Origin of the sequence: Actinocatenispora thailandica (assembly GCF_016865425.1) — a bacterium.
In the GTDB taxonomy this organism is placed as follows: domain Bacteria; phylum Actinomycetota; class Actinomycetes; order Mycobacteriales; family Micromonosporaceae; genus Actinocatenispora; species Actinocatenispora thailandica.
Genome location: NZ_AP023355.1, coordinates 272,028 through 295,204 on the forward strand (window position 1 = coordinate 272,028; position 23,177 = coordinate 295,204).

Consider the following 23,177-nt stretch of genomic DNA (forward strand, 5'->3'; position numbering starts at 1 on the left):
GCCCCCCAGGGTGGGTGGGGGCTGTCTTCGGTGCGGAAACCGCCCGCAGCGCACTGGACCAGCCTCAGGACGCGGCGACGTCCTCGCCCAGGACGGCCTGCTCGTCGGGCTTGTGCGCGAGCACGTTGTCCAGGAACGAGATCAGCGCGATGTGCATGCCGACGTCGAGGCCGGCCTCCTCGGACATGTACCACCGGTGGTCGAGCAGCTGGTGGTACAGCTCGGTCGGCTCCAGCTTGCCGCGCAGCTCGGCCGGCACCGCGCCGACGATCGGTTCGAACACGTCGGTCAGCCAGCGGGCGGCGGCGATCTGCTCGTCGTGGATGCCGTTCGCCGCCCGGTAGGTGTCGAGGTCGTTGAGCAGGATGCGGGCCTGGTTCTCCTCCGCGTCCAGGCCGGTGAGCTGCTGCAGCCGGCGGGCGTGGTGGCCGGAGTCGACGACCTTGGGCCGCACCCGGTAGGCGTCGCCGGCCTCGGTGGTGCTCATCGACATCTCGGCGACGTCGAAGCCGAGGTCGTTGAGCCGGCGGATCCGCGACTCCAGCTTGTGCCGTTCGCGCCGGCCGATCACCTGCTCGTAGGTGATCTCGTGCCAGAGCCCCTGGTACCGCTCGACGACCTGCTCGGAGACCCATTCGGGGTCGATCGACGGGTGCAGGTAGCCGCCGGCTTCCAGGTCGAGCGCCTCGCCGAAGATGTTGACCCGGGCCAGCTCCAGATCCTCGTCGCGCTGGCCGGCGGACAGCTGGTTGTGCAGCGCTCCGGTCTCGGCGTCGACCAGGTACGCGGCGAACGCGCCGGCGTCGCGCCGGAACAGCGTGTTGGACAGCGAGCAGTCGCCCCAGAAGAAGCCGGCCAGGTGCAGCCGGACCAGCAGCGCGGCGAGCGCGTCGAGCAGCCGGTTCATCGTGTCGGGTCGCAGCGTGTGGGAGAACAGCGCGCGGTAGGGCAGGGAGAACTGCAGGTGCCGGGTGATCAGCGCCGGCTCCAGCGGTTCGCCGTCGTCGCTCTTCCGGTCGTACACGATGGCGACCGCGGCGACGGCCGGCGCGTCGAGCCGTTCCAGGCCGCGGAGCAGCCCGTACTCCTTGTCGGCGACGCGCTGGCCGGTCTCCTTCACCGCGTACACCACCTCGCCGAGCCGGACGAAGCGCACCACGTGCCGGGAGATGCCGCGGGGCAGCGCGACCAGCCAGTCGGCCGGCCACTGCGCGAGTGGCGTCTCCCACGGCAGGTCCAGCAGCGCCGGATCGGTCAACGCGGAGGTGATGTGCACGTTGTTCAGCATGCCGTCGGTGCGGGGCCGGCGGCAGCCCATCGGGGCAGTGAGGATCGTCGCGCTCGCCATCCTGCCGCTCCGTGACTCCACAGAGTGGCACGACAGCCACTTACCGCATCTTTCGCCACCGGCCAGTCGTTAACGGCGGAGAGGCTGTCCGGGGGCGTCGCGCAGCCGTCTGACGTGGCCCAACGCGTCACCCCGGCAGCCGCTCAGGAGACCACCGTCGGTGGCCCGCGCCGACCGGCCACGCCGCCGGCGCCCGTCAAGGAGGGAGCGGTACATGACACGTCGTCGGACCGCGCTGCTCGTCGCCGCGGGGGTGGCGGTCGCCGCGCTCGCGGTGGGCAGCGATGCGGCCGCGGGAGGTCCCGTCGTCGGGCACCTGGTGACCGGCTCGACGCCGCACGCCACGGGGGCGGCACACCGGCCGTCGGACGCCCGTACCGGCGCGCACGACGCCGCGAACCCGAGCACCGCCGGGCGCACCGGCCACGGTGCCGCGGCGACCGGTACCAAGGTCGACGGTACGAGCCGGGCCCGGCACGCCGAGTCGGCCACCGCGCCGGCGGCGGGTGGCGTGGCGGAGGCGGGCCGGCAGCAGTCGGTCACCCGGCACGTCGACTACGCCGGCAGTCCGACCACCCGGTTCAGCTACCCCGGCGCCGACTACGTCAAGGTGCACTTCTCCCGCCTGCTGGTCCGCCCCGGCGACTGGGTCACGGTCTCCGACGAGTCCGGCAAGCAGAGCTACAGCTACCGCGGGGACCCGCGGCTGCTGAGCCTGCCCAAGGACTCGCCGAGCACGGTGAGCGGCCAGGACGGCTTCTGGGCGATGTCGATCACCGGGGACACCGCGATCGTCACCCTGCACAAGACGCTGCCCGGCCCGAGCCTGGGCAAGCTCGGCGTCGACGTGGACAGGGTCGCGCACGGGTTCACCGCCGCGGAACGGGCCGACCGGGCGCACCGGGAGCGGCTCGCCGAGGGCGGCCGGCGCCCGGAGAGCGTGTGCGGTTCGGACGACGCGCAGGACGCGGTCTGCTACAAGACCAGCCACCCGGTCGAGTACCAGCACTCGCTGCCGGTGGCGCGGCTGCTGATCAACGGCACCACGCTGTGCACCGCGTGGCGGGTCACCGCCGACGACCGGATGCTCACCAACCACCACTGCCTCGGCGACCAGGCCGACACGTCCAACACCGAGGTCTGGTTCAACTACCAGTGCACCAGCTGCGGTGGCAGCGAGGTCGCGCCGGTGACGAAGGTACCGGCGGACAAGCTGCTGCGCACCGACGAGACGCTGGACTACACGCTGTTCAGCGTGTCCGACTTCGCATCCATCAAGCACTTCGGCTACCTCGGGCTGGACATCCGGAAGCCGCGGGCCGGTGAGCAGGTCTACATCCCGCAGCACCCGGAGGGCGACCCCACCAAGCTCGCCATCGCCTCCGACGGGGAGAACGGCTCGACCTGCCGGATCGACGACGCCACCATCGACGGGTACGCGAGCAACTCCGACACCGGGTACCGCTGCGACACCGCGCCGGGCGCGTCCGGCTCGCCGGTCATCGCCCGCCGTACCAACCGGGTGATCGCGCTGCACCACCTGGGCGGCTGCCCGAACAGTGGGGTCCGGATCGACCTGATCTACCCGCAGATCAAGTCGCTGCTGTAACCGCCCTGCCGGTACCAGCCGTCGGCCCGGATGTCCGAACAGGACATCCGGGCCGATTCGCGTCATCGCCGGCATGCTTCCGGGGCCGCCGGGTACGGTCGCTGTCGGTGGCCGACGGCGGCGAGGGGAGCGCGCGATGACACAGCCGGGGCATGCCGGCCCTCGCGGCGGGACGGGACGCCGGTGAGTTCCGGCTCCGCGGTCGTGGCGATCCGGCCGGTGCCCCGGGCCTGGGGTGTCGACGCGGCACTGCTCGGCGGTTTCCTCGCGATCACCGCGGCGCTGCTGCTGTGGTCGCCGCTGCTGCGGCTCGACGTGGCGGTGCGCAACCTCTCCGACGCGCACCGTCCGGCGCCCGCGTACTGGACCGCCTGGGTGCTCAACCACCTCGGCCAGGGCACCCCGCTCGCGGTGCTGGCGCTGGTCATCGCGGTCGTTCTCGCGGTACGGGCGCGCACCGCCCGGCCGGTCCTGCCGGTGCTCGCCGCGGAACTGCTCACCTACGGGGTGGTGGGTCCGCTGAAGATCGGCACCGAGCGGGCGGCGCCGCACTACGGCCCGGTCGAGCTGTTCGCCACCCCGGGCCAGCAGTCCTACCCGTCCGGCCACCTGGTCAACACGATCGTCTGGTACGCGGTGCTCGCCGCGCTGCTCGCCGGCTACCTGCCGGCGCCGGTGCTGACCGCGGTCCGGGTGGTGCCGGTGGTGGTCACCTCGATCACCACCGTCTATCTCGGGTACCACTGGCTGACCGACACGCTCGCCGGGCTGCTGCTCGGGGTGCTGCTGTGCCGGATCCTGGCCCGCATCCCGTGGCAACGCATCCCGCTACCGGCCGCGCTGGATCGGGCGGGCGGGTCCTGACCGGCACCCGGATCCGCTGCCAGCCGCGGCTGCGTCCCGCCGGCTGGTGGGTGGAGGCGGTGCTGGCGGTCGGGTTCGCCGCGCTGACCGTGCTGCTGGCCCGGCCCGGCCCGCTGACCGCGCTGGACCGCTGGCTGCGGGACCTGTCCGACGCGCACCGCCCGCCCGCCGCGTACTGGCTGGCCCGCGCGGTCAACCTGCTCGGCAACGGCGGCTGGGTCATGAGCGTGGTGCTGCTGCTGGCGGTGCTGCTCGCGGTACGCCGGCGCACGGTGCGGCCGCTGCTGCCGCCGCTGGCCGCCGCCGTGGCCAGCGGCGTCGTACTGACCGTGCTGAAACGCGTCACCGCACGGCCCGCACCGCACTATTTCGGGCCGGTGCCGGCGTTCACGGTGCCGGGGCAGGAGTCGTACCCGTCGGGGCACCTGGTCAACGCGGTCGTCTGGTACGGGATCGCCGCCGCGCTGCTGGCCCCGTACCTGCCGGCGACGGCCCGGCGGCTGCTGCGGGCCGGGCCACCCGTCCTCGTCTGCTGCTCGACGATCTACCTCGGGTTCCACTGGTTCAGCGACGACCTCGCCGGCCTGCTGCTGGGCGCCCTGATCTACCGCGTGGTGTGTCGCGTCGGCTGGTCCTCGATCCCGCTGCCCGACCTGCTGGAGCGCCGGCCGCAGCCGCCGGAGCGTTACTGGCCCTGAGCCAGCCAACCTTGCCGGGGCGTGCGGCGTGGGAGAGGTGTGAGCGAAGACAGCGAACGAGCCGACGACGCGGGGTACACCGCCTTCGTCGAGCGGTGTTGGGGCCCGAACCTGCGGGTGGCGACGCTGCTTGTCGGGAACCGGCACCGTGCCGAGGAACTGCTCCAGGACTGCCTGGTCAAGCTGTACCCGAAATGGCGCCGGGTGTCCCGGTCCGGCAACCCCGATGCGTACCTGCGGCGGATGTTGGCCAACGGTCGGGTGAGCTGGTGGCGCCGACGGCGCCGCGAGCAGTTGGTGGCCGACCCGCCCGACCATGCCGGGCCGGACGCCGACGGTGAACCGTACGACGAGTTGCGCCAGGCGCTGCTGTCGCTGCCGCCCAGGCAGCGCGCGGTCGTCGTGTTGCGGCACTACGCGGACCTGTCCGAGCGGGACGTGGCCGCGGCCCTGGGGTGCACCGTCGGCACCGTCAAGTCGCAGAACTCGCGGGCCCTGGACAAGCTGCGTGGCCTGCTCACATCCCGGACCGACCAAGGAGCCAAGGCATGAACGAGCACGACGATCTCTCCCGCGCACTGCACGCGATGGTGGACCACGAGCCGACCGGTCAGGCACCGGTACCGGAACTGATGCGGCGTGGCCGTGCCGCGGCCCGCAACCGCGTCGCCGGCCGGTCGGTGACCGCCCTCGGTGCGGTGGCCGTGGTCGGTGTCGGTACCGCCGTCGCCGTCGCCGGCACCGGCGGCTCGCCGCAGCACGGTACCGAGAAGCGGCCGCCCGCCGGCACCAGGAGCCCGGCGGCCAATCCGTCGATCCAGCTCGCTTCGGCGGTGGAGAAGACGAAGAACACGACGTTCCGGGTGCGGGACTTCAACAAGGGCAACGAGCCCGGTCACGAGAGCCACTGCGTCGGCGCCTACGACCCGCGCCAGCAGGCGGGTGCCAGCTACTTCTACGAGGACGGCAAGAAGGCGGAGGAGATCCGGGCCATCCACGGCGACTACTACGTGTGGTCGGCGCCGCACACCTCGGGCCCCACCGGGTGGCGGAAGGTCGACTTCAAGGCGTACTCGGCCGACCTGAAGAAGGGTGGGTTCAAGGGCGACCCCGCCGACACGTTCTACTGCGGTGGCCGTACGGCCACGATGCGGGCGTGCTGAAGGAGATGAAGCAGGAGGGGCCGATCCGTGACCTCGGCCGCAAGACGTGGCGCGGCAAGCAGTACGAGGTGTACTCGGTGACCAGCACCAAGCCGGTCATCGGGGACGGCAGCTACGACACCACGCAGGCGTGGGTCGGTGTCGAGTCCGGCTACGTCGAGAAGCTCGAATCGTGGCAGGCACCCAAGGGTGCGAAGGCGTTGCCGACCGGCCTGGTCTTCTCGCACTTCGGCGACCCGGTGCACGTGGTCAAGCCGCCGGTGGGGTAGTCGATTCGTTGCCCGGCAACGGAAGCGCCGGCCCGCTGGGGCCGGCGCTTCCGGCCTGCCGTTCGCCGGTGGTCAGCGGCCGGCGAGGACGGTCAGGAAGTGGGCGACCGTGTCGGCCATCGCGTCCCGGGCGGGGGCGAGGTACTTGCGCGGGTCGACGAGTTTCTCGTCGGCGGCCAGCACGGTACGCACCGCCCCGGTGCCCGCGATGTTCAGCGCCGTGCCGATGTTGATCTTCACCATGCCGGCCCGGACCGCGGCGGCGAGCTGTTCGTCCGGCACCCCGGACGAACCGTGCAGCACCAGCGGTACGCCGACGGCGGCGGCGATCCGTTCGATCAGGACGTGGTCCAGGCTGGCCGACCGGGACGTCATCGCGTGCGACGAACCGACCGCGACGGCGAGCGCGTCGACCCCGGTGGCCGCGACGAACTCGCGCGCCTCGTCGGGGTCGGTACGCACCCCGGGCGCGTGCGCGCCGTCCTTGCCGCCGACCTTGCCCAGCTCGCTCTCCAGCCACAGCCCGTGTTCGTGGCAGAACGACGCCGCATCCCTGGTCGCCGCGACGTTCTCGGCGTAGGGCAGCGTCGACCCGTCGTACATCACCGAACCGAACCGGTGCGCCGGCGCCTGCCGGAGCAGCGCCGGGTCCTCGACGTGGTCGAGGTGCAGCGCGCAGTCCACGGTGGACAGTTCGGCGATCGCGGCGGTGGCCGCGGCGATGGGCCCGAGCCGGCCGCCGTGGAACTTCACCGCGTTCTGGCTGATCTGCAGGATCACCGGCAGTCCCGCGCGCTCCGCGCCGGCCGCGATCGCTTCGGCGTGCTCGACGGTGATGACGTTGAACGCGGCGACGCCGCGGCCGGCGGCAGCGGCGTCGGCGACCAGTCGACCGGTGGGTGTCAGGGGCATCGTGGGTCCTCACGGGAGACGTCGGGAAGCGGGATCCGTTCTCGGACAACGAGGTCAGTCGGCGAGCGTTTCCGGCAGCACCATGCTTTCGACCTGCACCGATCGCCGCAGCCGGTCGTACCTGGTGCCGTCGACGGCACCGGCGACCGGCGCCGCGACCGCCGCGGCGGACAACGCCACCGCGTCGGCCAGCACCGCCTGCCAGGCCACACCGTTGGCGAGCCCGCGGGCCAGCGCGGCGACCACCGCATCGCCCGCGCCGGTCGGGTTGCCGGCGACGACCTCCGGCGGAACCGCTCGGTACGCACCATCCGGCGTGCTCGCGATCAACCCGTCGGCACCGCGCGAACACACCACCGCGCCGGCGCCCGCGTCGCGTACCGCGTGCGCGGCGGCCAGCACCTCGGCCGGTGACCGCGGCGCGGCCCCACCGCGCACCGAGGCCAGCTCGGCGGCGTTCGGCTTCACCACGGTCGGCTTGGCCGGCAGCGCGGCCGCCAGCACCGCTCCCTCGGCGTCCACGATGGACGGTACGGCCGCCTCGGCGGTGATCGCCAGCAGCCGCGCGTACGCGTCGTCGGGTAGCCCGGTGGGCAGGCTGCCGGACAGCACCACGGCGCGCGCCACCTGGGCCAGCCCGCGGAACCGGTTGACGAACGCGTCCCACTCCGCCTCCGTCACCGGCGGCCCCGGCTCCCAGAACCCGGTCGCGTCGGTACCGTCGGCGACCACCAGGGTGCGCCGCGAGTCGGCGGCGATCGGGACGAACGCCTCCGGGATCTCCGCGGCGGCCAGGCCGGCCCGGATCTGCTCGCCGGTGGGCCCACCGACCAGCCCGGTGGCGACCACCGGCTCGTCCAGTGCGGTCAGCACCGCGGCGACGTTGACGCCCTTGCCGCCCGGCCGGGCGGACACCTCGCGGACCCGGTGGGTGGCGTGCGGGTGCAGCTCGTCGACGCGATAGGTGACGTCCAGCGCCGCGTTGAGGGTGACGGTGAGGATCACTGGAACACCCCGTTCCGCATCACCCGGCGCACCGCCAGGAACCCGTCCAGCACCACCAGGTCGGCGCGCTTGCCGACGGCCAGCTCGCCGCGGTCGGTGAACCCGAGCGCGGCGGCCGGGGTACTCGCGGCCATCCGGGCGGCGTCCACGATGGACAGCCCGGCGCGGACGGCCCGGCGGAGCGCGGCGTCCATGGTCAGGGTGGAGCCGGCGATCGAGCCGCCGGCGGCCAGCCGGGCCACCCCGTCGGTGACCGTGACCGCCTGGCCACCCAGCTCGTACTCGCCGTCGGACATCCCGGCGGCGGCCATCGCGTCGGTGACCAGCGCCGCCCGCCGGGCGCCCACCGCGTGTGCCGCGAAGGCCAGCGTGCCGTCGTGCAGGTGGTGCCCGTCGGCGATGAACTCGCAGGTGACACCCGGCGCGTCGAGCAGCGCGACGATCGGCCCCGGCTCCCGGTGGTGGATGGGCCGCATCCCGTTGAACACGTGGGTACCGACCGTGGCGCCGGCCTCGATCGCGGCACCGACCTGCTCGTAGCTCGCGTCGGTGTGCCCGATCGCGGCGACCACGCCGCGCTCGACCAGCAGCCGGATCGCGTCCAGCGCGCCGTCGCGTTCCGGCGCGATGGTCACCATCCGCACCCCGCCGAGGTCCAGCAGCCGGTCGATCTCGGCCGGGTCGGGGTCGCGCAGGTACGCCGGGTTCTGCGCGCCGCAGCGTGCCTGCGACAGGTACGGCCCCTCGTAGTGCAGGCCGGCGATGGTGTCGTCGGCGATCAGCGGCTGGTACGCCGCGGTCGCCGCGGCCATCAGCTCGGCGGGCGCGGTGACCAGGCTGGCCAGCAGCGTGGTGGTGCCGTGCCGGTGGTGGAACTCGGCCGCGGTACGCGCCTGCGTCGCGTCACCGGTGGTGAACGTGGCGCCGCCCCCGCCGTGCGTGTGGATGTCCACGAATCCGGGCAGTACGGTGTGCCCGCCCAGATCCACGCTGTCCACGCTGGATGGTGGCGTGTCGGTACCGAGTTCGGTGATCAGCCCGTCCTCGACGCGCAGCCACGCCCGGCCCAGCACCTCGGTGGGTGTCACCACCCGGGCGTCGTGCAACAGCGGCATCCGCACAGCTCCTCGCCTCAGCGCCCGGTCCTCGACCGGGCGGCCCGTCGGTCAGCGCCCGGTCGTCGGCCGGGCGGCCTGTCGGTCAGTGCCGGTCCTCGACCCGGCGGCCTGTCGGTCAGTGCCCGGTCGTCGATCCGGCGGCGAACCCGGCATGGAAACGGTCCAGCGCGAGCAGCGCGGCCCCGATGCAGCCGGCCTGGTCGCCGAGTGCGGCCGCCACCAACCGCGGCATCGTCTGGAACGCGAGCCGCTCCATCATCGCCGCGTGCAGCGGGTCGAGCAACGCCGCGCCCGCCTCGGCCAGCCCGCCGCCGATGACGATCACCTCGGGGTCCAGCAGCCGCATCGCGGTGATCAGGCCGTCCGCGAGCAGCTCGACGGTGCGCCGCCACACCCGCCCGGCGCGCTCCTCACCGGCGACCGCGCGGCGGACCACCTCGGCGGCGGCGACCCGGTCGCCGCCGGCCTCGCCGTACCGGCGGGCGACCGCGGCGGCGGACGCCACCGCCTCCAGGCAGCCGTACCGGCCGCAGCCGCAGCGCGGCCCGTCGGTGCACACCACCTGGACGTGCCCCAGCTCGCTCGGTGCGCCGTGCGCACCCGGGTACGGCACGCCGGACAGCACGTGCCCGGCGGCGATGCCGGTACCGATGGCGACGAACAGCACGTTGTCGCTGCCGGCGCCGGCACCCAGCCGGGCCTCGGCGACCGCGCCGGCCCGTACGTCGTGGCCGAGTGCGGTGGTCAGTCCGGTGCGGGCGTCGATCAGTTCCCCGAACGGCACGTCCTGCCAGCCGATGTTCGCCGAGTACCCGGCGATCCGGCGCACCTCGTCGACCACGCCCGGGACGACCAGCCCCACCGCGCGGGGGAGAGCCCCTGCGCGCGTGCGGTGTCGGCCAGCCCGGCCGCGACGTCGCCGATCGTGGCCACCACCGCGTCCGGACCGCGGTCCCGGTTGGTGTCGTGCCGCTCGGTGTGCCGGACCTGCCCGGACCCGTCGACCAGCGCGCACTTCATCGCGGTACCGCCGACGTCGATCGCCACCGCGACCTCGGCCCCGCCGGTACCGGCTGCGTCCCTGCCGGGCTGATCCGCGCCGGCGCTGTGCTGCGTCATGCGTCGAGGATGACCGAACGGGTCAGGTGCCGGGGGTGGTCCGGGTCCTGACCGCGGTGGGTGGCCATCGCGATGGCGAACCGCTGCGCGCGGACCAGGTCGGCCATCGGGTCCAGCGCGCTGTCCACGAACGTGCCGCCGGTGGCGGCCACCTCGTCGGCCAGCCCCTCGGGCGGGATGCCGAACAGCCAGGCCGCGCGGTTCGGGCCGGTGATCGAGATGGGGCCGTGCCGGTACTCCATCGCCGGGTACGACTCGGTCCAGAACGTCGCCGCCTCACGGCACTTGAGCGCCGCCTCGTTCGCCAGGCCCACGGTCCAGCCGCGGCCGAGGAACGTGACCTGCTCGGTGCTGCCGACCGGCAGCGGCAGCGGTTCGGCGATGGCGGTCGCGGCGTCGTCGGCCGCGGCGGTCAGGTCCTCGCCGAGGCTGGCCCGCAGCAACGCGAGCGCGGTGGTGGCGAACCGGGTCTGTACCACGGACCGCTCGTCGGCGAAGTCCAGCACGATGGTGTCCCCGGCCAGCGGCGCCATCGGCGCGTCGTGGATGCCGGTCAGCAGCACGCTGGGCACGCTCGGCGGCAGCTGGTGCAGCAGGTTCAGTACCTCGGTGGTGGTGCCGGACCGGCTGATGGCGACCAGCCGGTCGTACTCGCGGGTCAGCGGCATCTCGGAGGCGGCGAAGGCGTCGGTGACGCCCTTGCCGGCGGCCTCCCGGCGCGCCGCGTACGACTGGGCCATGAACCAGGAGGTGCCGCAGCCGACGACCGCGACCCGCTCCCCGTCGGCCGGCAGCGCGCGGGCCGCGTCGGTGGCGATCGCGGCGGCGCGGCGCCAACAGTCCGGCTGGCTGGCGATCTCGCCCAGTACCGCCGGTGTGCTCCCTGCTGCGTCCGACATGGCCCCTCCAGTAGGTTGGCGCCGCCGGCGCATTATCGGTTCGCGCCGGTTGCGCGTAAGCTTCGCGCATGTCCTTCGACGATGTGCCCGTGTTTCGCGCATCATTGTGCACGCGCACTCGCGGTGAAGTGAAGGGAGGCCCCGGTGGATCGCTACGCGCGCTGGACCGCGCTGCTTGAAGTGCTGGCCGAGTCCGGCCGGATCAGCGTCGAAGACGCGGCCGATCGCCTGGACGTCTCCCAGGCGACCATCCGGCGCGACTTCGACCAGCTCGCCCAGCAGCAGATGATCACCCGCACCCGGGGCGGTGCGGTGGCGAGCGCGGTGTCCTACGACCTGCCGCTGCGGTACAAGTCGGCGAAGCGGGCACCGGAGAAGCAACGCATCGGTTCCGCGGCGGCATCCCTGGTCACGCCGGGGATGGTGGTCGGCATCAACGGCGGCACCACCACCACGGAGGTGGCCCGCGCGCTCGCCACCCGGCCCGATCTCGCCGCCGGGACGACCGGTGACGGCACCGCGCTGACCATCGTCACGAACGCGTTGAACATCGCGAACGAGCTGATCGTGCGACCGCACGTGAAGCTCGTCGTCACCGGTGGGGTGGTCCGCCCGCAGTCGTACGAGCTGATCGGCCCGCTCGCCACCGGCATCCTGCGTGACCTGATGCTCGACGTCGCGTTCCTCGGGGTGGACGCGGTCGATGTGGCGCTCGGCGCCGCCGCGCACAACGAGGGCGAGGCGGCGATCAATCAGCTGATGGCTGCGCGGGCGCGACGCATCGTGATCGTCGCCGACTCGTCCAAGCTCGGTCAGCACGCCTTCGCGCGGATCTGCCCGATCGACCGGGTGCACACGCTGGTCACCGATTCCACCGCGAACGAGGAGCTCACGCACAAGTTCTCGACCGCGGGTGTGGAGGTCATCAGGGTCTGACGGCGGTTCCCGGTGAGGCGCGGATCACGGTAACCATCTGTGGTTGTCACCGTTGACTCGTGCGCGATGACCCTCAATAATGAGCAGTTGTACGCAAGAGCCCGTACGGCGGGGCGGCCCCCTCGTCGTGCGGGCTGTTTTTCTACCCGGACCCGTTTTGGCCGGCTCGCCGCCGCCGCGTCGGGTTGTCCGCGGTCCGTGGTTGAATGCGGTCGATGAACGAGCCTGTGCCGGACAGCGACGAGTTGGGGCCGCGTGAGCGCGGCATCCTGGAGTTCGAGCGGCAGTGGTGGCGCTACGCGGGGGCCAAGGAGCAGGCCATCCGCGACAAGTTCGGCATCTCCCCGACGCATTACTACCAGGTGCTCAATGCCCTGCTCGACTCGCCGGCGGCGCTGGCCGCCGATCCGGTCACGGTGGGTCGGCTGCGCCGGCTGCGCGACGCGCACCGCCGCCCGCGCCCGGCCAGCGCCTGACGCCGTCCTGCGCGGCCCCGCGGGCCCGTTCCGACCTGGCCGCAGACGCGGCATCCGAAGCCTGTTGTCCTGATCGTCCTCTACGATCGCAGTAGTGCAGGTGTGCAACGCGCAGCCAACAAGAAATTTATTTTCTTGTGAGCTTTGATCATGGGACAAAAGCTTACGGCGATGCGAGGATGCTCTGCGTGACCAGCACCGTTGACCGCTGCCTGCTCGTCGGCATGCACGGCTACACGCTGCCGGGCCGGCTGCGCGACTGGCTCGCCGACGGCCTCGGCGGCGTCGTGCTGTTCGCCGGCAACATCGCCGACCGCGACCAACTCGGCGAACTGGTGGCCGACATCCGGTCCGCCGGCGAGGACGTCGTCGTCGCGGTGGACGAGGAGGGCGGCGACGTCACCCGGCTGCACGCGGCGACCGGCGCCCCGCATCCGGGCAACCTCGCCCTCGGCGCCGTCGACGACGTCGCGCTGACCGAACGCGTCGGCGCCGCGATCGGCGCCGAACTCGCCGCGCTGGGGATCAACCTCAACCTCGCGCCGGTCGCCGACGTCAACACCAACCCGGACAACCCGATCATCGGTACCCGCTCGTTCGGCGCCGACCCCGATCGGGTCGCCGCGCACGTCGTCGGGTACCTGACCGGCCTGCAGTCGACCGGCGTCGCGGCCTGCGCCAAGCACTTCCCGGGGCACGGCGACACCGCCGTCGACTCGCACCTGGCGCTGCCGACGGTCACCGGCGACCTCGAACCGCACCTCGTCCCGTTCCGGGCGGCGATCGCCGCCGGGGTCCGGTCCGTACTCACCGCGCACGTGACCTACCCGGGGCTGTGCGACGGCCCGGCGACCCTGAGCCGGGCGGTACTGACCGGGCTGCTGCGCGACGAGCTGGGCTTCACCGGCGCGGTGGTCACCGACTCGATGACGATGTCGGCGATCGCCGGCGGCGTCGGGGTCGCGGAGGGCGCCGCGCGGGCGCTCGCCGCCGGTGCCGACCTGGTCTGCATGACCGGCGACTTCGGCCTGCAACGGGAGGTGCGCGACCACCTGGTCGGTCATCCGGCGCTGACCGGCGCCCGGATCGCGCAGGCGGCGGCCCGGGTGCGCGCGCTGGCCCGGCCGGTACCGGGAGATCCGACCACGGCGGCGACGACCGCGGAGATGGCCGACGCGGCGCGTGGCGCGCTGGTCGCAGACCCCGGGGTCGGCCGGCTCGACGCCGCGCCGTACGTGCTGGAGCTCAGCCCGCCGCGGCAGGGCATCGAACCGACCGCGGGCAGCCTGCTCGCCATGTTGACCGCGCGCGACCCGCGCGTCACGGGCGCCCGGCTCGCCCCGGACACGGTGCCCGGAAGCCCTGCCGGCCGTACCGCGGGTCGGCCGGATCACAGCGGCGGTCGGCCGGATCACACGGTCGGCCGAACGGCCGATCCGGCAGCCGGCGATACCGGCATGACGGCGGACATCGCGGACCGCGCACTGTCCGACGCGCTGGCCGCGGCGGCCGGAAAACCGCTGGTCGTGGTGGTTCGGGACGCGCACCGGGTGCCCGCCACCCGGCAACGGCTCGGTACGGTGCTCGCCAACAGGCCGGATGCGGTCGTGGTCGGCATCGGTACCGGTGCCGACCGGCCGCTCGCGGCCGGTAGATACCTCGGCACCCGGGGTGGCGCCCGGGTCAACCTCTCCGCCGCGGCCGACCTGCTGGTCGGCGCGCGCCGGTAGCCCTACCTGCACCTCATGTGGCTAGTCCCCCCGTTTCCCCCCAGGAGAAGAGATGAAGAGAAGGGCCTTCGCGGGTCTCACCGCGGCTGGCGGCTTCGCCGCCGTGATGGGTACGGCCGGCTGCACGGACTCCAGTTCCTCGTCCTCGGCGGACGTGTTCACCGCGATCGAAACGGAGATCGACGCGAACGCGCCGATCAACCCGTACAACCAGAAGACGAACTCGTTCCAGGGCTACAACGCGATGAAGCTCGGCTGGGCGAAGAACTCGCTGACCGACGCGAACGCGTTCTACCCGGCGCTGGCGGCGAGTTGGAGCGAGACGCCGGACCACCTGAAGCTGACGGTCAAGCTCCGCCCGGACGCGAAGTGGTCGGACGGCAAGCCGGTCACCGCGGACGACGTGAAGGCCTCGGCCGCGGTGTCGTTCAGCCAGGGCGGTGGAGCGTTCGCGATCGCGCCGGGTGCGGCCGGCGGCGTCGGCGCGGTCACCGTGGTCGACGCGCACACCATCGAGTTCGACCAGGCGCCGGGTTCGTCGAACAACTCGTTCCTGCGCAACGTGCTGAACATGTGGGTGGTGCCGAACTCGGTGTACGGGCCGCAGATGCCGGCGAACGTCTGGGATCTGATCAAGACCGCCACCGACCCGAAGGCGAGCAAGAAGGATCAGGCCTCGGCGCAGAGCAAGATCCAGGCGCTGGGCAAGAAGCTGGTGGAGTTCGGTCCGAAGAAGGACGTCTCGGCCGGCCCGTTCGTGCTGCAGCGGGTCAACCCGGGTGAGGCGGTGCTGGTCAAGAACACGCACTTCTTCGACGCCGACAAGATCGCCCCGAGCAAGGTCGTGCTGAAGAACTACTCGGGCAACGAGCAGATCTGGAACTACCTGATCTCCGGTGACCTGGACGCGGCGATCTACACCGCCACCCCGGCCAACGTGCGCAAGAAGATCCTCGCCAAGCAGGGCAACAAGATGATCTCCGGGTTCAGCCCGGTGGCCGCCGCGCTGGCGTTCAACCAGTCGGTCAAGCCGCTGGACAACGTGCACGTGCGGCGCGCCCTGGCGTACCTGATCGACCGGAAGCTGACCACCAAGATCGGCGAGTCGGTCGGCGGTAGCGCGGCGCAGACCACCACCGGCCTGATCTCCGACGCCGCGAACGCCTGGATCGGCCAGGACGCGGTGGACAAGCTGAACCAGTACCCGCACGACGCCGCGAAGGCCGAGGCGGAACTGAAGAAGGCCGGCATGAGCAAGAAGGGCGGCCAGTGGATCCAGGCCAACGGCAAGCCCTTCACGCTGCAGCTGCAGGTACCGAACGGGTTCTCGGACTGGATCGCCGGCGGTAAGTCGATCTCCAGCCAGCTGACCGACGCCGGCATCAAGACCGAGGTGAAGACCTCCGCGGACTACGCGACGTACCTGTCGGAGATCGCCGAGGGCAAGTACCAGATGGGCTTCTGGCTGGTCGCGCTCGGCCCGTCCACGCACGACGCCTACGCCCGGCTGTACGGCCCGTCGAACGGCTGGAACCAGTTCGGCGCCAACGTGCAGCACTCCGCGCCCGGCAAGAACGGGAACTGGATGGGCGGCGCGGAGACGGCCACGATCCCCGGCTTCGGCACGATCAACCCGGGCAAGCTGACGAACAACCTGGCCCAGGCGACCGAGGCGGAGCAGAAGGAGATCATCAAGAAGCTGGCCGCCTACAGCAACGACCAGCTGCCGGCGATCCAGATCTGGGACTACACCAACATCCAGTTCGTGAACACGTCCCGGTTCACCAACTTCCCGAAGAACGACTCCGACGTGCTGCGGCTGCACCCGGGTATGTGGATGCAGCTCGGCTACATCCAGAAGAAGAAGTAGGGTCGGCGTGCTTGCGTTCCTCCGGCGTCTCGCGGGCCACCTGGTCCGCGGGATCGTCATGATCTGGGTCGTCACGACGTTCACGTTCGTGCTGGTCCGGCTGATGCCCGGGGACCCGGTGCAGACCCAGTACGAGAAGCTGCTCGCGCAGGGCGTGTCCGCCGAACAGGCGCGCGCCCAGGTGCAGGTGACGTACGGGTTCGTGCCGCACGGTTCGTGGCTCTCGCAGTACGGCGACTATCTCTGGAAGTTGCTGCACTTCGACCTGGGCAAGTCGGTGTCCGCGCAGGGCGTCTCGGTCCGTACCGAGGTGGTCGGCGCGCTCAAGTGGACGATCGGTCTGGTGCTGGCGGGTGTGCTGCTCAGCTTCGTGATCGGGGTACTGCTGGGCGTGGTCGCCGCGATGAAGCGCAACGGCCACGTCGGCAGCGTGCTGTCGCTGGTCGGGTCGCTGCTGCACGGCATCCCGCAGTACGTGATGGCCCTGGTACTGGTGACGTTCCTGACGGTGAAGCTGAAGCTGTTCTCCACCGGTCCGGTGGACGGGCTGCTCGATCCCGGTTTCAACGGCCCGTACATCGCCTCGATCATCAGCCATGCGGTGCTTCCGGCGGCGGCGTTCGCGCTGTCCAGCTTCGGCGGCTACCTGCTGACGATGAAGTCGAGCGTGATCTCGGTGCTCGGGGACGACTTCATCCTGGCGTCGGAGCTACGCGGCATCAAACCCTCGATCATCTTCCGGTACGTGGCGCGCAACGCGCTGCTGCCGCTGTTCACCGTGCTCGCGCTGTCGCTCGGGTTCATGATCGGCGGCGCGGTGTTCATCGAGCACGCGTTCAACTATCCGGGCATGGGCGCGATGCTGATCGACAGCATCGGCAGCCGGGACTACTCGGAGATGTCCGGGGCGTTCCTGCTGATCACCGGCGCGGTGATCCTGGCGAACATCGCCGCCGACCTGCTGTACAGCGTGGTCGACCCGCGGGTGCGGCACGGAGGAGCGGCATGAGTACGACTGTCGATCTGCCGGTGTCCGGGGCCACGGTGGCCCCGGCCCGGCGGACGGGATTCTGGCGCAACCTGTGGAAGGTGCTGAAGCGCAAGCCGAGCCGGATGGTCGGCGCGGTGATCGTGGTGCTGTTCGTGCTGACCGGGCTCGTCGGACCCTGGCTGTACCCGGACAACCTGCCGCGGGACAGCAACCAGATCCTCGCCGGGCCGAGCCTCTCGCACCTGCTCGGTACCGACTTCGAGGGCACCGACGTGCTCGCCCTGCTGATCACCGGTACCCGCTACGTGCTGGTCGCGGCGGCGTTCGCGGCGCTGATCACGGTGCTCATCGGTACCGGTTTCGGCCTGTACGCGGGCTACCGGCGCGGCGCGCCGGACTCGGTGCTGATGCGCATCACCGACTTCGTGCTGACCATCCCCGGGTTCCCGCTGCTGCTGGTGCTGTCCACGGTGTGGAAGTTCTCGTCTGCGCTGCAGATGGGCCTGGTACTGGGTCTCACCGGCTGGGGTGGCCTGGCCCGCTCTGTGCGCTCGGCGACGCTGTCGCTGCGCGAGCGCGGCTTCGTCGAGGCCGCGCGCGGGCTCGGGATGCCGACCCGGCACATCGTCACCCGCGAACTGCTGCCGAACATCGCCCCGTACGTGGCGATGAACCTGCTGATCGGGGTGACCACGTTCATCTACTCCCAGGTCGGCCTGTTCTACCTGGGCGTGCTCCCGTTCACGTCGAACAACTGGGGCGTGATGATCCAGCTCGCGGTCACCAACGGGGTGACGCAGACCGGTGCCGGCCTGGGCTACCTGATGGCGCCGCTGGTGGCGATCCTGCTGCTGACGCTCGGCGTCGTGCTGCTGGTCGACGCCCTGGACGAGGTGTTCAACCCCCGGCTGCGGGAGGACTGATGACGGCGATCACCGAAACGTCCGAGGTGGACGACAAAAAGCTCGGCCCGGCGGTGCGGATCGAGGATCTGACCGTGGCGTACCGGACGCCGGCCGGTGAGCTGCCGGCGGTGTCGCGGATCAACCTGGAGCTGGCGCCCGGCTCGATCACCGGCCTGGTCGGCGAGTCCGGCTCGGGCAAGTCGACGATGGCGCTCGCGATGCTCAACGCGGTGCAGACGCCGGGGCGGATCACCGGCGGCTCGATCGAGATCGACGGCCTGGGCAACGTGGTGTCGCTGTCCGGCAAGCAACTCCGGGAGGCCCGCGGCGGCGAGATCGGCTACGTCTTCCAGGCCGCGCAGAACTCGCTCAACCCGTTGAAGACGGTCGGCAAGCAGCTGCTCGATCTCGGCCGCTCGCACCAGGTGCAGGACAAGCGCGCCCTGGTACGCCAGGCGAAGGAGCTGCTGTCCCGGATGGGGTTGTCCGGCGAGCGGGTGCTCGACTCGTACCAGCACGAGCTGTCCGGCGGGATGCGTCAGCGGGTCGGCATCATGCTGGCGCTGGTGCTCAACGCGCACCTGCTGGTACTGGACGAGCCGACCACCGCGCTGGACATGATCTCGCAGGCGAACATCCTGTCGATCATCCGCGACGTGCACGCCGAGCGCGGCCTGACCACGCTGGTGGTCACGCACGACATCGGCGTGGTCGCGGAGGTCGCCGACCGGGTCGCGGTGATGTACGGCGGGCGGCTGGTGGAGCAGGGCCCGACGACCGAGGTGCTGAAGAACCCGAAGCATCCGTACACCTGGGGCCTGATCAACGCGATCCCGCGGCTGACCGGTGACCCGGAGGTGGCGCAGCCGCTGCCGGGCCGGCCGCCGACGCTGGGCACCATCCCGAAGCAGGGCTGCGTGTTCCGGGAGCGGTGCGCGCGCTACGCGGCGGAGCCGCGGGAGGACTGCGAGACGGTCGATCCGGCGGCGAGCGAGGTCGCTCCGGGCCGGCTGGTCGCCTGCCATCCGGTGGCGGCCGGTGCTCCGACCGCGGTCCAGGACGCCGGTGAGGGGGCGTGATGAGCGAGTCCACAGTAGACGGTTCGGTGCCGGTTGCCGGCGACGGCAGCGGCATCCGGGGTCGCGGCATCGTCAAGACGTTCAAGGCGCGCGGCAACGTGCTCGCCGGGTCGACGGTGCAGGCGCTGCGCGGCGTCGACTTTCACATCCCACCCGGCGGCGCGGCGTCGTTCATCGGCGAGTCCGGGTGCGGCAAGACCACGCTGGGGCGCATCCTGGCCGGGCTGGAGGACTACGACGCGGGCACCCTGTCGGTCAACGGCGTGGACCTGACGGCGCTGTCCAAGCGCAAGCGGGACCCGTACTTCCGGCGGATCCAGATGATCCACCAGGACCCGTACTCGGCGCTCAACCCCACCCGCACCGTCGATGCGATCCTGACCGACCCGCTGACCCTGCGGGCCAGGCAGACCGGCCGGCCGAAGTCGTGGATCGCGAAGCGGCAGCGCGAGGTGCTGTCGCTGGTCGGGCTGGAGCCGGACTACGTCCTGTCCCGCTACCCGCACCAGCTGTCCGGCGGGATGCGGCAGCGGGTGGTGATCGCGCGGGCGCTCACCGTCGACCCGGAGGCGCTGGTCGCCGACGAGGCGGTGTCGATGATCGACGTGTCGCTGCGGCTGGGCATCCTGCGGCTGCTGCGGGAACTGCGGGAGACCGTCGGGGTCAGCGTCCTGTTCATCACGCACGACGTGGCCACCGCCCGCTACATCGGCGCGGACGGCGACCTGTACGTGATCTACCGCGGGGAGATCATCGAGCGTGGCCCGACCGAGACGATCATCGCCGACCCGGTCCACCCGTACACCCAGTGCCTGCTGTCCGCGATTCCGGTGCTGCACGGCCTGGAGGTACCGGGGGCGGACCGGTTGACGCCGACCGAGCCGCTGGCCGACACGCAGTCCGACAGCGGCTGCCTGTTCGCGGCGCGCTGCCCGTTCGCCACCGACCGGTGCCGCACCGAGCGCCCCGAGCTGGCGCACCACGGCGACACCGCCCAACTGCACGCCTGCTTCTACCCGGAGCAGCGCCAGGTGGTAGCGGTCTCCGCATGACCCCGCCCGCGTTGACCCCGCCCACTCCGCCCGCGTTGATCATGGTGTTGTCTGCTTCGGTAAGCGCTTGCCATGCGGATGACACCATGATCAACGGGGCGGGGTCGGACGAGACTGACAGAGAACTCCCAGCCGGGCGGTCGCGGCTACGTCGGGTCGCTGCCGTATTCTCCCAGCGTGTCCAAGGCTGAGTCGAAGCACGCCGAGTCCGAGCGCGCCGGATCCAAGCGCGCCGGGTCCTGGCTGCGCGAGCTGATCATCCTGGTGGTGGTCGCCGTGGTGGTCGCCTTCGGCGTCCGCACCTTCATCGCCGCGTCGTTCTACATCCCGTCCGGTTCGATGGAGCACACGCTCGACATCCACGACCGGGTCCTGGTGTACAAGCTCGGCTACCGCTTCCACGAGCCGCACCGCGGCGACATCGTGGTGTTCAAGGCGCCGCACCAGTGGGCCGAGGAGACCGGCGACGGTGGCGACTGGATCAAGCGGGTCATCGCCGTCGGCGGCGACAAGGTGGCGTACGACGACGCCAAGGGGCGCATCACCGTCAACGGCACCGCGATCAACGAGCCGTACATCTACCACAACGCGCAGGGCGTGCAGGACCCGCCGAGCGAGGCGCCGTTCTCGGTGACGGTGCCGAAGGGCCGGCTGTGGCTGATGGGCGACCACCGGTCCAACTCGTCCGACTCGCGGGAGCACTACCTGCAGAGTCACAACGTGATGCTGTCGACGGTGCCGGAGTCCTCGGTCGTCGGTCGCGCGTTCGCCACCTACTGGCCGCTGAACCGGATGACCTGGCTGTCCGCCCCGTCGAGCTTCGCCTCCGTCCCCGACCCCCGCGCCGCCAAGTAGCGCCGATCCCGCCGGCCGCGCGCCGGCGGGACCCCGGGCCGAGCCGGTCACCGCGCCGCCGGCTGCAGGACCGTCCGGCGGTAGTGCTGGGCGATCTCGTCGCTGGTGGCCAGCCACACGTCCGGCTGCGCGGCCAGGAACGCGAGCGCCTGGTCCAGGTACTTCGCCCGGAACGGCTGACCGGTCACGAACGGGTGCAGCGCCAGGGCCATCACCCGCCCACTGTCCGCCGCGTCGGCACGCAACTGCTCGTACTGGTCGCGGACGATCTGGACGAACTCGGGGCCGGTCGTGCTCTTGCGGCCGAAGAGCATCAGGTCGTTGAGCTCCACCGAGTAGGGCACCCCGAGCATCCCGGGCACCCGCAGCGGGTACGGCTGGTCGTCGTTGGTCCAGTCCAGCACGTAGTCCAGGCCCAACTCGGAGAGCAGCTGCGGGGTACGGAACGTCTCGGTGAGCCCCGGCCCCATCCAGCCGTGCGGCCGGCGCCCGGTGGCCGTCGCGATCGTGTCCACCACCTCGGTCAGTACCCGCCGTTCGGCCTGCTCGGTGAGGTCGGTGTGCAGGATCGAGTTGGTCTGGCCGTGCGCGAGGAACGCCCAGTCGCGGCTGACCCCGGCGCGGACGATCTGCGGGTACTCGGTGGCGGCCATCGAGTTGAGCAGCGCGCTGGCCCGGATGCCGTGCCGGTCCAGGATGTCGATGATCCGCCAGATCCCGACCCGGCTGCCGTAGTCGCGCCAGCCGTGGTTGAGGGCGTCCGGCTGGAGTTCGGCGGTACCCGGCCAGATGCTGGTGGACGGTCGGCCGAGCAGGAAGTGCTCGATGTTGAGCCCGAGGTAGAAGGCCACCCGGGCGCCGCCGGGCCAGCGGATCGTCGGGCGTTCGGTGATGGGGCTGTACTCGTACGGCAGCAGCGCCGCCTCGTCGTTCGTCATGACCAGACGGTAGAAGCTAACATCAGTGTCAGGTTCAACCCGCGGGAGGTGTGATGCGCATCGGCGAGCTGTCCCGGCGCACCGGCGTCAGCGAACGTTCCCTGCGGTACTACGAGCAGCAGCGGTTGCTCGCCGCCGACCGCACCGCCGGTGGCCAGCGCGACTATCCGGAGCGGGCCGTCGATCGGGTGGTGCTCATCCAGCACCTGTTCGCCGCCGGCCTGCACAGCCGGAAGATCGCGCAACTGCTGCCGTGCATGCGGGACACCGACGGCGGCCCGGCGGTCACCGCGACGCCGCGACTGGTCGCCGACCTGGCCGCCGAGCGCGACCGGATCGACCGGCTGATGACCGAGCTGGCCACCTCGCGCCAGATCCTCGACGAGGTGATCGCTACGGCGTCCGGCGGGTAGCTGCCGCCCGCCGAGCTGCCGGAGCCCGCCGCTCGGCCGTCGAGCCGCCGGAGTCCGCCGCTCGGCCGTCGAGCCGGAGTCGGGCCGGCCGGTACGGGCGGTGGGAGCCGGCGCGGCGGAAGGCCGCGCTCGGGCAGCGCGGGACGTGACCCGGAGCGCCGGGCGGCTCAGCCGATCGCCCAGCCGTACCGGAGCAGCGGGGTGCCGGCGGCGACCTCGTGCAGCGCGGCGGTGACGTAGGCGACGGTGTCGGCCGGCGGGTCGGCCGCGTCGACCCAGCACAGCTCGGCGCACTTGGCCGGCTCGCCGATCGCCGGGGTGCCGTCCCAGCGCGGTACCTCGAAGAACAGGTCGAGGTACTCGTGGTCGCCGGCGGTCTCCGGCGCGCGGTGCGCGACCAGGGCCAGCCGGCACGCGTCGGGGTCGACCGCGATCGTCAGCTCCTCGCGCAGCTCGCGGGCCAGCGCGCTGGCCACGTCCTCGTTGCCGTCGACGTGCCCGGCCGGCACGCACAGCTCGCCGTCGTGGTAGCCGGACCCGGCCCGCCGCATCAGCAGCAACCGATCGCCGTCCCGCAGCAGCCCGTAGACCGCCACCACCATCCGGAACCGTTCTCCTGGCACCGGCCGAACGTACCGCCCGGCTACGACAGGCTTTACCGGCGCCCGCCGGCTGTCACGTCGCGGACGAACGCGCCGAACGCGGCCGGCGACACCACCAGGACCGGCCCCGCCGGATCCTTCGAGTCCCGTACCGCGGCCCACCCCGCCCCGTCCGCCACCTCGACGCAGGCGTTCGCCCCGGTCGACCTACTGGACTTCCGCCAGGTTGTGCCAGCAGCGACCTCGACGCAGTTGTCGGCGCCGCCGGAGCTGCGGCTGGACTTCCGCCAAGAGGTACTGGTCAGATCTGGCACGAGCATGGCGAA

The 23,177-nt window shown here is 71.8% G+C and carries 23 protein-coding genes and 2 pseudogenes; 16 read left to right on the top strand and 9 right to left on the bottom strand.

Annotation, left to right across the window (positions count from 1 at the left end):
- Nucleotides 1-64: 64 nt before the first annotated feature.
- Nucleotides 65-1,288, bottom strand: a complete 1,224-nt coding sequence (locus Athai_RS01255) for a DUF4032 domain-containing protein (RefSeq protein WP_203965254.1) — start codon at nucleotides 1,286-1,288, stop codon at nucleotides 65-67.
- A gap of 274 nt (nucleotides 1,289-1,562) precedes the next feature.
- On the opposite strand from Athai_RS01255, the gene Athai_RS01260 reads away from it, so the two are divergent.
- From Athai_RS01260 to Athai_RS01285, 6 genes are all read left to right on the top strand, one after another.
- A complete protein-coding gene (locus Athai_RS01260; RefSeq protein ID WP_203959754.1) occupies nucleotides 1,563-2,957 on the top strand; it encodes a trypsin-like serine peptidase in 1,395 nt (464 codons plus the stop codon).
- A 183-nt stretch (nucleotides 2,958-3,140) separates the two neighbouring features.
- Nucleotides 3,141-3,821, top strand: a complete 681-nt coding sequence (locus tag Athai_RS01265; RefSeq protein ID WP_239156640.1) for a phosphatase PAP2 family protein — start codon at nucleotides 3,141-3,143, stop codon at nucleotides 3,819-3,821.
- A complete protein-coding gene (locus Athai_RS01270; RefSeq protein ID WP_239156641.1) occupies nucleotides 3,770-4,519 on the top strand; it encodes a phosphatase PAP2 family protein in 750 nt (249 codons plus the stop codon). Before Athai_RS01265 ends, Athai_RS01270 begins: the two co-directional genes overlap by 52 nt.
- 39 nt (nucleotides 4,520-4,558) lie before the next feature.
- The gene (locus Athai_RS01275) at nucleotides 4,559-5,071 is read left to right on the top strand and encodes a SigE family RNA polymerase sigma factor (protein WP_203959756.1); all 513 of its coding nucleotides are present in this window, start codon (nucleotides 4,559-4,561) and stop codon (nucleotides 5,069-5,071) included.
- A complete protein-coding gene (locus Athai_RS01280; RefSeq protein ID WP_203959757.1) occupies nucleotides 5,068-5,682 on the top strand; it encodes a hypothetical protein in 615 nt (204 codons plus the stop codon). Before Athai_RS01275 ends, Athai_RS01280 begins: the two co-directional genes overlap by 4 nt.
- On the top strand, nucleotides 5,676-5,951 hold the full coding sequence (locus tag Athai_RS01285; RefSeq protein ID WP_203959758.1) for a hypothetical protein: 276 nt from the start codon (nucleotides 5,676-5,678) through the stop codon (nucleotides 5,949-5,951). The genes Athai_RS01280 and Athai_RS01285 overlap by 7 nt, the downstream gene beginning before the upstream one ends.
- 72 nt (nucleotides 5,952-6,023) lie before the next feature.
- Here Athai_RS01285 and Athai_RS01290 read toward each other — a convergent pair whose 3' ends face one another.
- The 5 genes and pseudogenes from Athai_RS01290 to Athai_RS01310 all read right to left on the bottom strand — a co-directional run bounded on the left by Athai_RS01290 (nucleotide 6,024) and on the right by Athai_RS01310 (nucleotide 11,004).
- Nucleotides 6,024-6,863, bottom strand: coding sequence for a class II fructose-bisphosphate aldolase (locus Athai_RS01290; protein ID WP_203959759.1), 840 nt, complete (start codon nucleotides 6,861-6,863; stop codon nucleotides 6,024-6,026).
- Between the two features lie 54 nt (nucleotides 6,864-6,917).
- Nucleotides 6,918-7,868, bottom strand: coding sequence for a 1-phosphofructokinase family hexose kinase (locus Athai_RS01295; protein WP_203959760.1), 951 nt, complete (start codon nucleotides 7,866-7,868; stop codon nucleotides 6,918-6,920).
- Nucleotides 7,865-8,983 (bottom strand): N-acetylglucosamine-6-phosphate deacetylase, encoded by a 1,119-nt coding sequence (gene nagA, locus Athai_RS01300; protein ID WP_203959761.1) that lies wholly within the window; start codon nucleotides 8,981-8,983, stop codon nucleotides 7,865-7,867. The genes Athai_RS01295 and nagA overlap by 4 nt, the downstream gene beginning before the upstream one ends.
- Nucleotides 8,984-9,101: 118 nt before the next feature.
- Nucleotides 9,102-10,105: pseudogene (locus Athai_RS01305) on the bottom strand (ROK family protein).
- On the bottom strand, nucleotides 10,102-11,004 hold the full coding sequence (locus Athai_RS01310) for an SIS domain-containing protein (protein ID WP_203959762.1): 903 nt from the start codon (nucleotides 11,002-11,004) through the stop codon (nucleotides 10,102-10,104). Before Athai_RS01310 ends, Athai_RS01305 begins: the two are co-directional and overlap by 4 nt.
- 144 nt (nucleotides 11,005-11,148) lie before the next feature.
- Between Athai_RS01310 and Athai_RS01315 the strand changes: the two genes are divergently transcribed.
- The 9 genes and pseudogenes from Athai_RS01315 (at nucleotide 11,149) to lepB (ending at nucleotide 20,898) form a co-directional block, all read left to right on the top strand.
- On the top strand, nucleotides 11,149-11,940 hold the full coding sequence (locus Athai_RS01315; RefSeq protein ID WP_203959763.1) for a DeoR/GlpR family DNA-binding transcription regulator: 792 nt from the start codon (nucleotides 11,149-11,151) through the stop codon (nucleotides 11,938-11,940).
- Between the two features lie 245 nt (nucleotides 11,941-12,185).
- Nucleotides 12,186-12,416: pseudogene (locus tag Athai_RS01320) on the top strand (DUF3263 domain-containing protein); the annotation flags it as partial.
- 179 nt (nucleotides 12,417-12,595) lie between these two features.
- Nucleotides 12,596-14,146, top strand: coding sequence for a glycoside hydrolase family 3 N-terminal domain-containing protein (locus Athai_RS01325; RefSeq protein ID WP_420829755.1), 1,551 nt, complete (start codon nucleotides 12,596-12,598; stop codon nucleotides 14,144-14,146).
- 52 nt (nucleotides 14,147-14,198) lie between these two features.
- Complete coding sequence (locus Athai_RS01330; RefSeq protein WP_203959766.1) at nucleotides 14,199-16,016, top strand: ABC transporter substrate-binding protein; 1,818 nt, start codon at nucleotides 14,199-14,201, stop codon at nucleotides 16,014-16,016.
- 7 nt (nucleotides 16,017-16,023) lie between these two features.
- The gene (locus tag Athai_RS01335; RefSeq protein ID WP_239156642.1) at nucleotides 16,024-17,025 is read left to right on the top strand and encodes an ABC transporter permease; all 1,002 of its coding nucleotides are present in this window, start codon (nucleotides 16,024-16,026) and stop codon (nucleotides 17,023-17,025) included.
- Nucleotides 17,022-17,930, top strand: coding sequence for an ABC transporter permease (locus Athai_RS01340; protein WP_203959767.1), 909 nt, complete (start codon nucleotides 17,022-17,024; stop codon nucleotides 17,928-17,930). Before Athai_RS01335 ends, Athai_RS01340 begins: the two co-directional genes overlap by 4 nt.
- Nucleotides 17,930-18,991, top strand: coding sequence for an ABC transporter ATP-binding protein (locus Athai_RS01345; protein ID WP_203959768.1), 1,062 nt, complete (start codon nucleotides 17,930-17,932; stop codon nucleotides 18,989-18,991). The genes Athai_RS01340 and Athai_RS01345 overlap by 1 nt, the downstream gene beginning before the upstream one ends.
- Nucleotides 18,991-20,043 carry an ABC transporter ATP-binding protein gene (locus Athai_RS01350; RefSeq protein ID WP_203959769.1) on the top strand — a complete coding sequence of 351 codons (1,053 nt, stop codon included), beginning with the start codon at nucleotides 18,991-18,993 and terminating at the stop codon, nucleotides 20,041-20,043. The genes Athai_RS01345 and Athai_RS01350 overlap by 1 nt, the downstream gene beginning before the upstream one ends.
- 177 nt (nucleotides 20,044-20,220) lie before the next feature.
- On the top strand, nucleotides 20,221-20,898 hold the full coding sequence (gene lepB / locus Athai_RS01355) for a signal peptidase I (protein ID WP_420829756.1): 678 nt from the start codon (nucleotides 20,221-20,223) through the stop codon (nucleotides 20,896-20,898).
- Nucleotides 20,899-20,945: 47 nt separating this feature from the next.
- On the opposite strand, the gene Athai_RS01360 is transcribed toward lepB, so the two are convergent.
- Complete coding sequence (locus Athai_RS01360; protein ID WP_203959770.1) at nucleotides 20,946-21,836, bottom strand: polysaccharide deacetylase family protein; 891 nt, start codon at nucleotides 21,834-21,836, stop codon at nucleotides 20,946-20,948.
- 53 nt (nucleotides 21,837-21,889) lie between these two features.
- Here Athai_RS01360 and Athai_RS01365 point away from each other — a divergent pair, with 53 nt between their 5' ends.
- Nucleotides 21,890-22,249 (top strand): MerR family transcriptional regulator, encoded by a 360-nt coding sequence (locus Athai_RS01365; protein WP_203959771.1) that lies wholly within the window; start codon nucleotides 21,890-21,892, stop codon nucleotides 22,247-22,249.
- Nucleotides 22,250-22,416: 167 nt separating this feature from the next.
- On the opposite strand, the gene Athai_RS01370 is transcribed toward Athai_RS01365, so the two are convergent.
- Nucleotides 22,417-22,872, bottom strand: a complete 456-nt coding sequence (locus Athai_RS01370; protein ID WP_239156643.1) for an NUDIX domain-containing protein — start codon at nucleotides 22,870-22,872, stop codon at nucleotides 22,417-22,419.
- 32 nt (nucleotides 22,873-22,904) lie between these two features.
- Nucleotides 22,905-23,171 (bottom strand): DUF397 domain-containing protein, encoded by a 267-nt coding sequence (locus tag Athai_RS01375; protein ID WP_203959772.1) that lies wholly within the window; start codon nucleotides 23,169-23,171, stop codon nucleotides 22,905-22,907.
- Between the last annotated feature and the right edge of the window lie 6 nt (nucleotides 23,172-23,177).

What these genes read in the sequence shown, in the direction of transcription:
- Athai_RS01255 (WP_203965254.1), bottom strand. Translation starts at nt 1,288, where the DNA reads ATGCTGAACAACGTGCACATCACCTCCGCGTTGACCGATCCGGCGCTG.
- Athai_RS01260 (WP_203959754.1), top strand. Translation starts at nt 1,563, where the DNA reads ATGACACGTCGTCGGACCGCGCTGCTCGTCGCCGCGGGGGTGGCGGTC.
- Athai_RS01280 (WP_203959757.1), top strand. Translation starts at nt 5,068, where the DNA reads ATGAACGAGCACGACGATCTCTCCCGCGCACTGCACGCGATGGTGGAC.
- Athai_RS01290 (WP_203959759.1), bottom strand. Translation starts at nt 6,863, where the DNA reads ATGCCCCTGACACCCACCGGTCGACTGGTCGCCGACGCCGCTGCCGCC.
- nagA (WP_203959761.1), bottom strand. Translation starts at nt 8,983, where the DNA reads ATGCCGCTGTTGCACGACGCCCGGGTGGTGACACCCACCGAGGTGCTG.
- Athai_RS01310 (WP_203959762.1), bottom strand. Translation starts at nt 11,004, where the DNA reads ATGTCGGACGCAGCAGGGAGCACACCGGCGGTACTGGGCGAGATCGCC.
- Athai_RS01325 (WP_420829755.1), top strand. Translation starts at nt 12,596, where the DNA reads ATGCTCTGCGTGACCAGCACCGTTGACCGCTGCCTGCTCGTCGGCATG.
- Athai_RS01330 (WP_203959766.1), top strand. Translation starts at nt 14,199, where the DNA reads ATGAAGAGAAGGGCCTTCGCGGGTCTCACCGCGGCTGGCGGCTTCGCC.
- Athai_RS01340 (WP_203959767.1), top strand. Translation starts at nt 17,022, where the DNA reads ATGAGTACGACTGTCGATCTGCCGGTGTCCGGGGCCACGGTGGCCCCG.
- Athai_RS01345 (WP_203959768.1), top strand. Translation starts at nt 17,930, where the DNA reads ATGACGGCGATCACCGAAACGTCCGAGGTGGACGACAAAAAGCTCGGC.
- Athai_RS01350 (WP_203959769.1), top strand. Translation starts at nt 18,991, where the DNA reads ATGAGCGAGTCCACAGTAGACGGTTCGGTGCCGGTTGCCGGCGACGGC.
- Athai_RS01360 (WP_203959770.1), bottom strand. Translation starts at nt 21,836, where the DNA reads ATGACGAACGACGAGGCGGCGCTGCTGCCGTACGAGTACAGCCCCATC.
- Athai_RS01365 (WP_203959771.1), top strand. Translation starts at nt 21,890, where the DNA reads ATGCGCATCGGCGAGCTGTCCCGGCGCACCGGCGTCAGCGAACGTTCC.
- Athai_RS01375 (WP_203959772.1), bottom strand. Translation starts at nt 23,171, where the DNA reads ATGCTCGTGCCAGATCTGACCAGTACCTCTTGGCGGAAGTCCAGCCGC.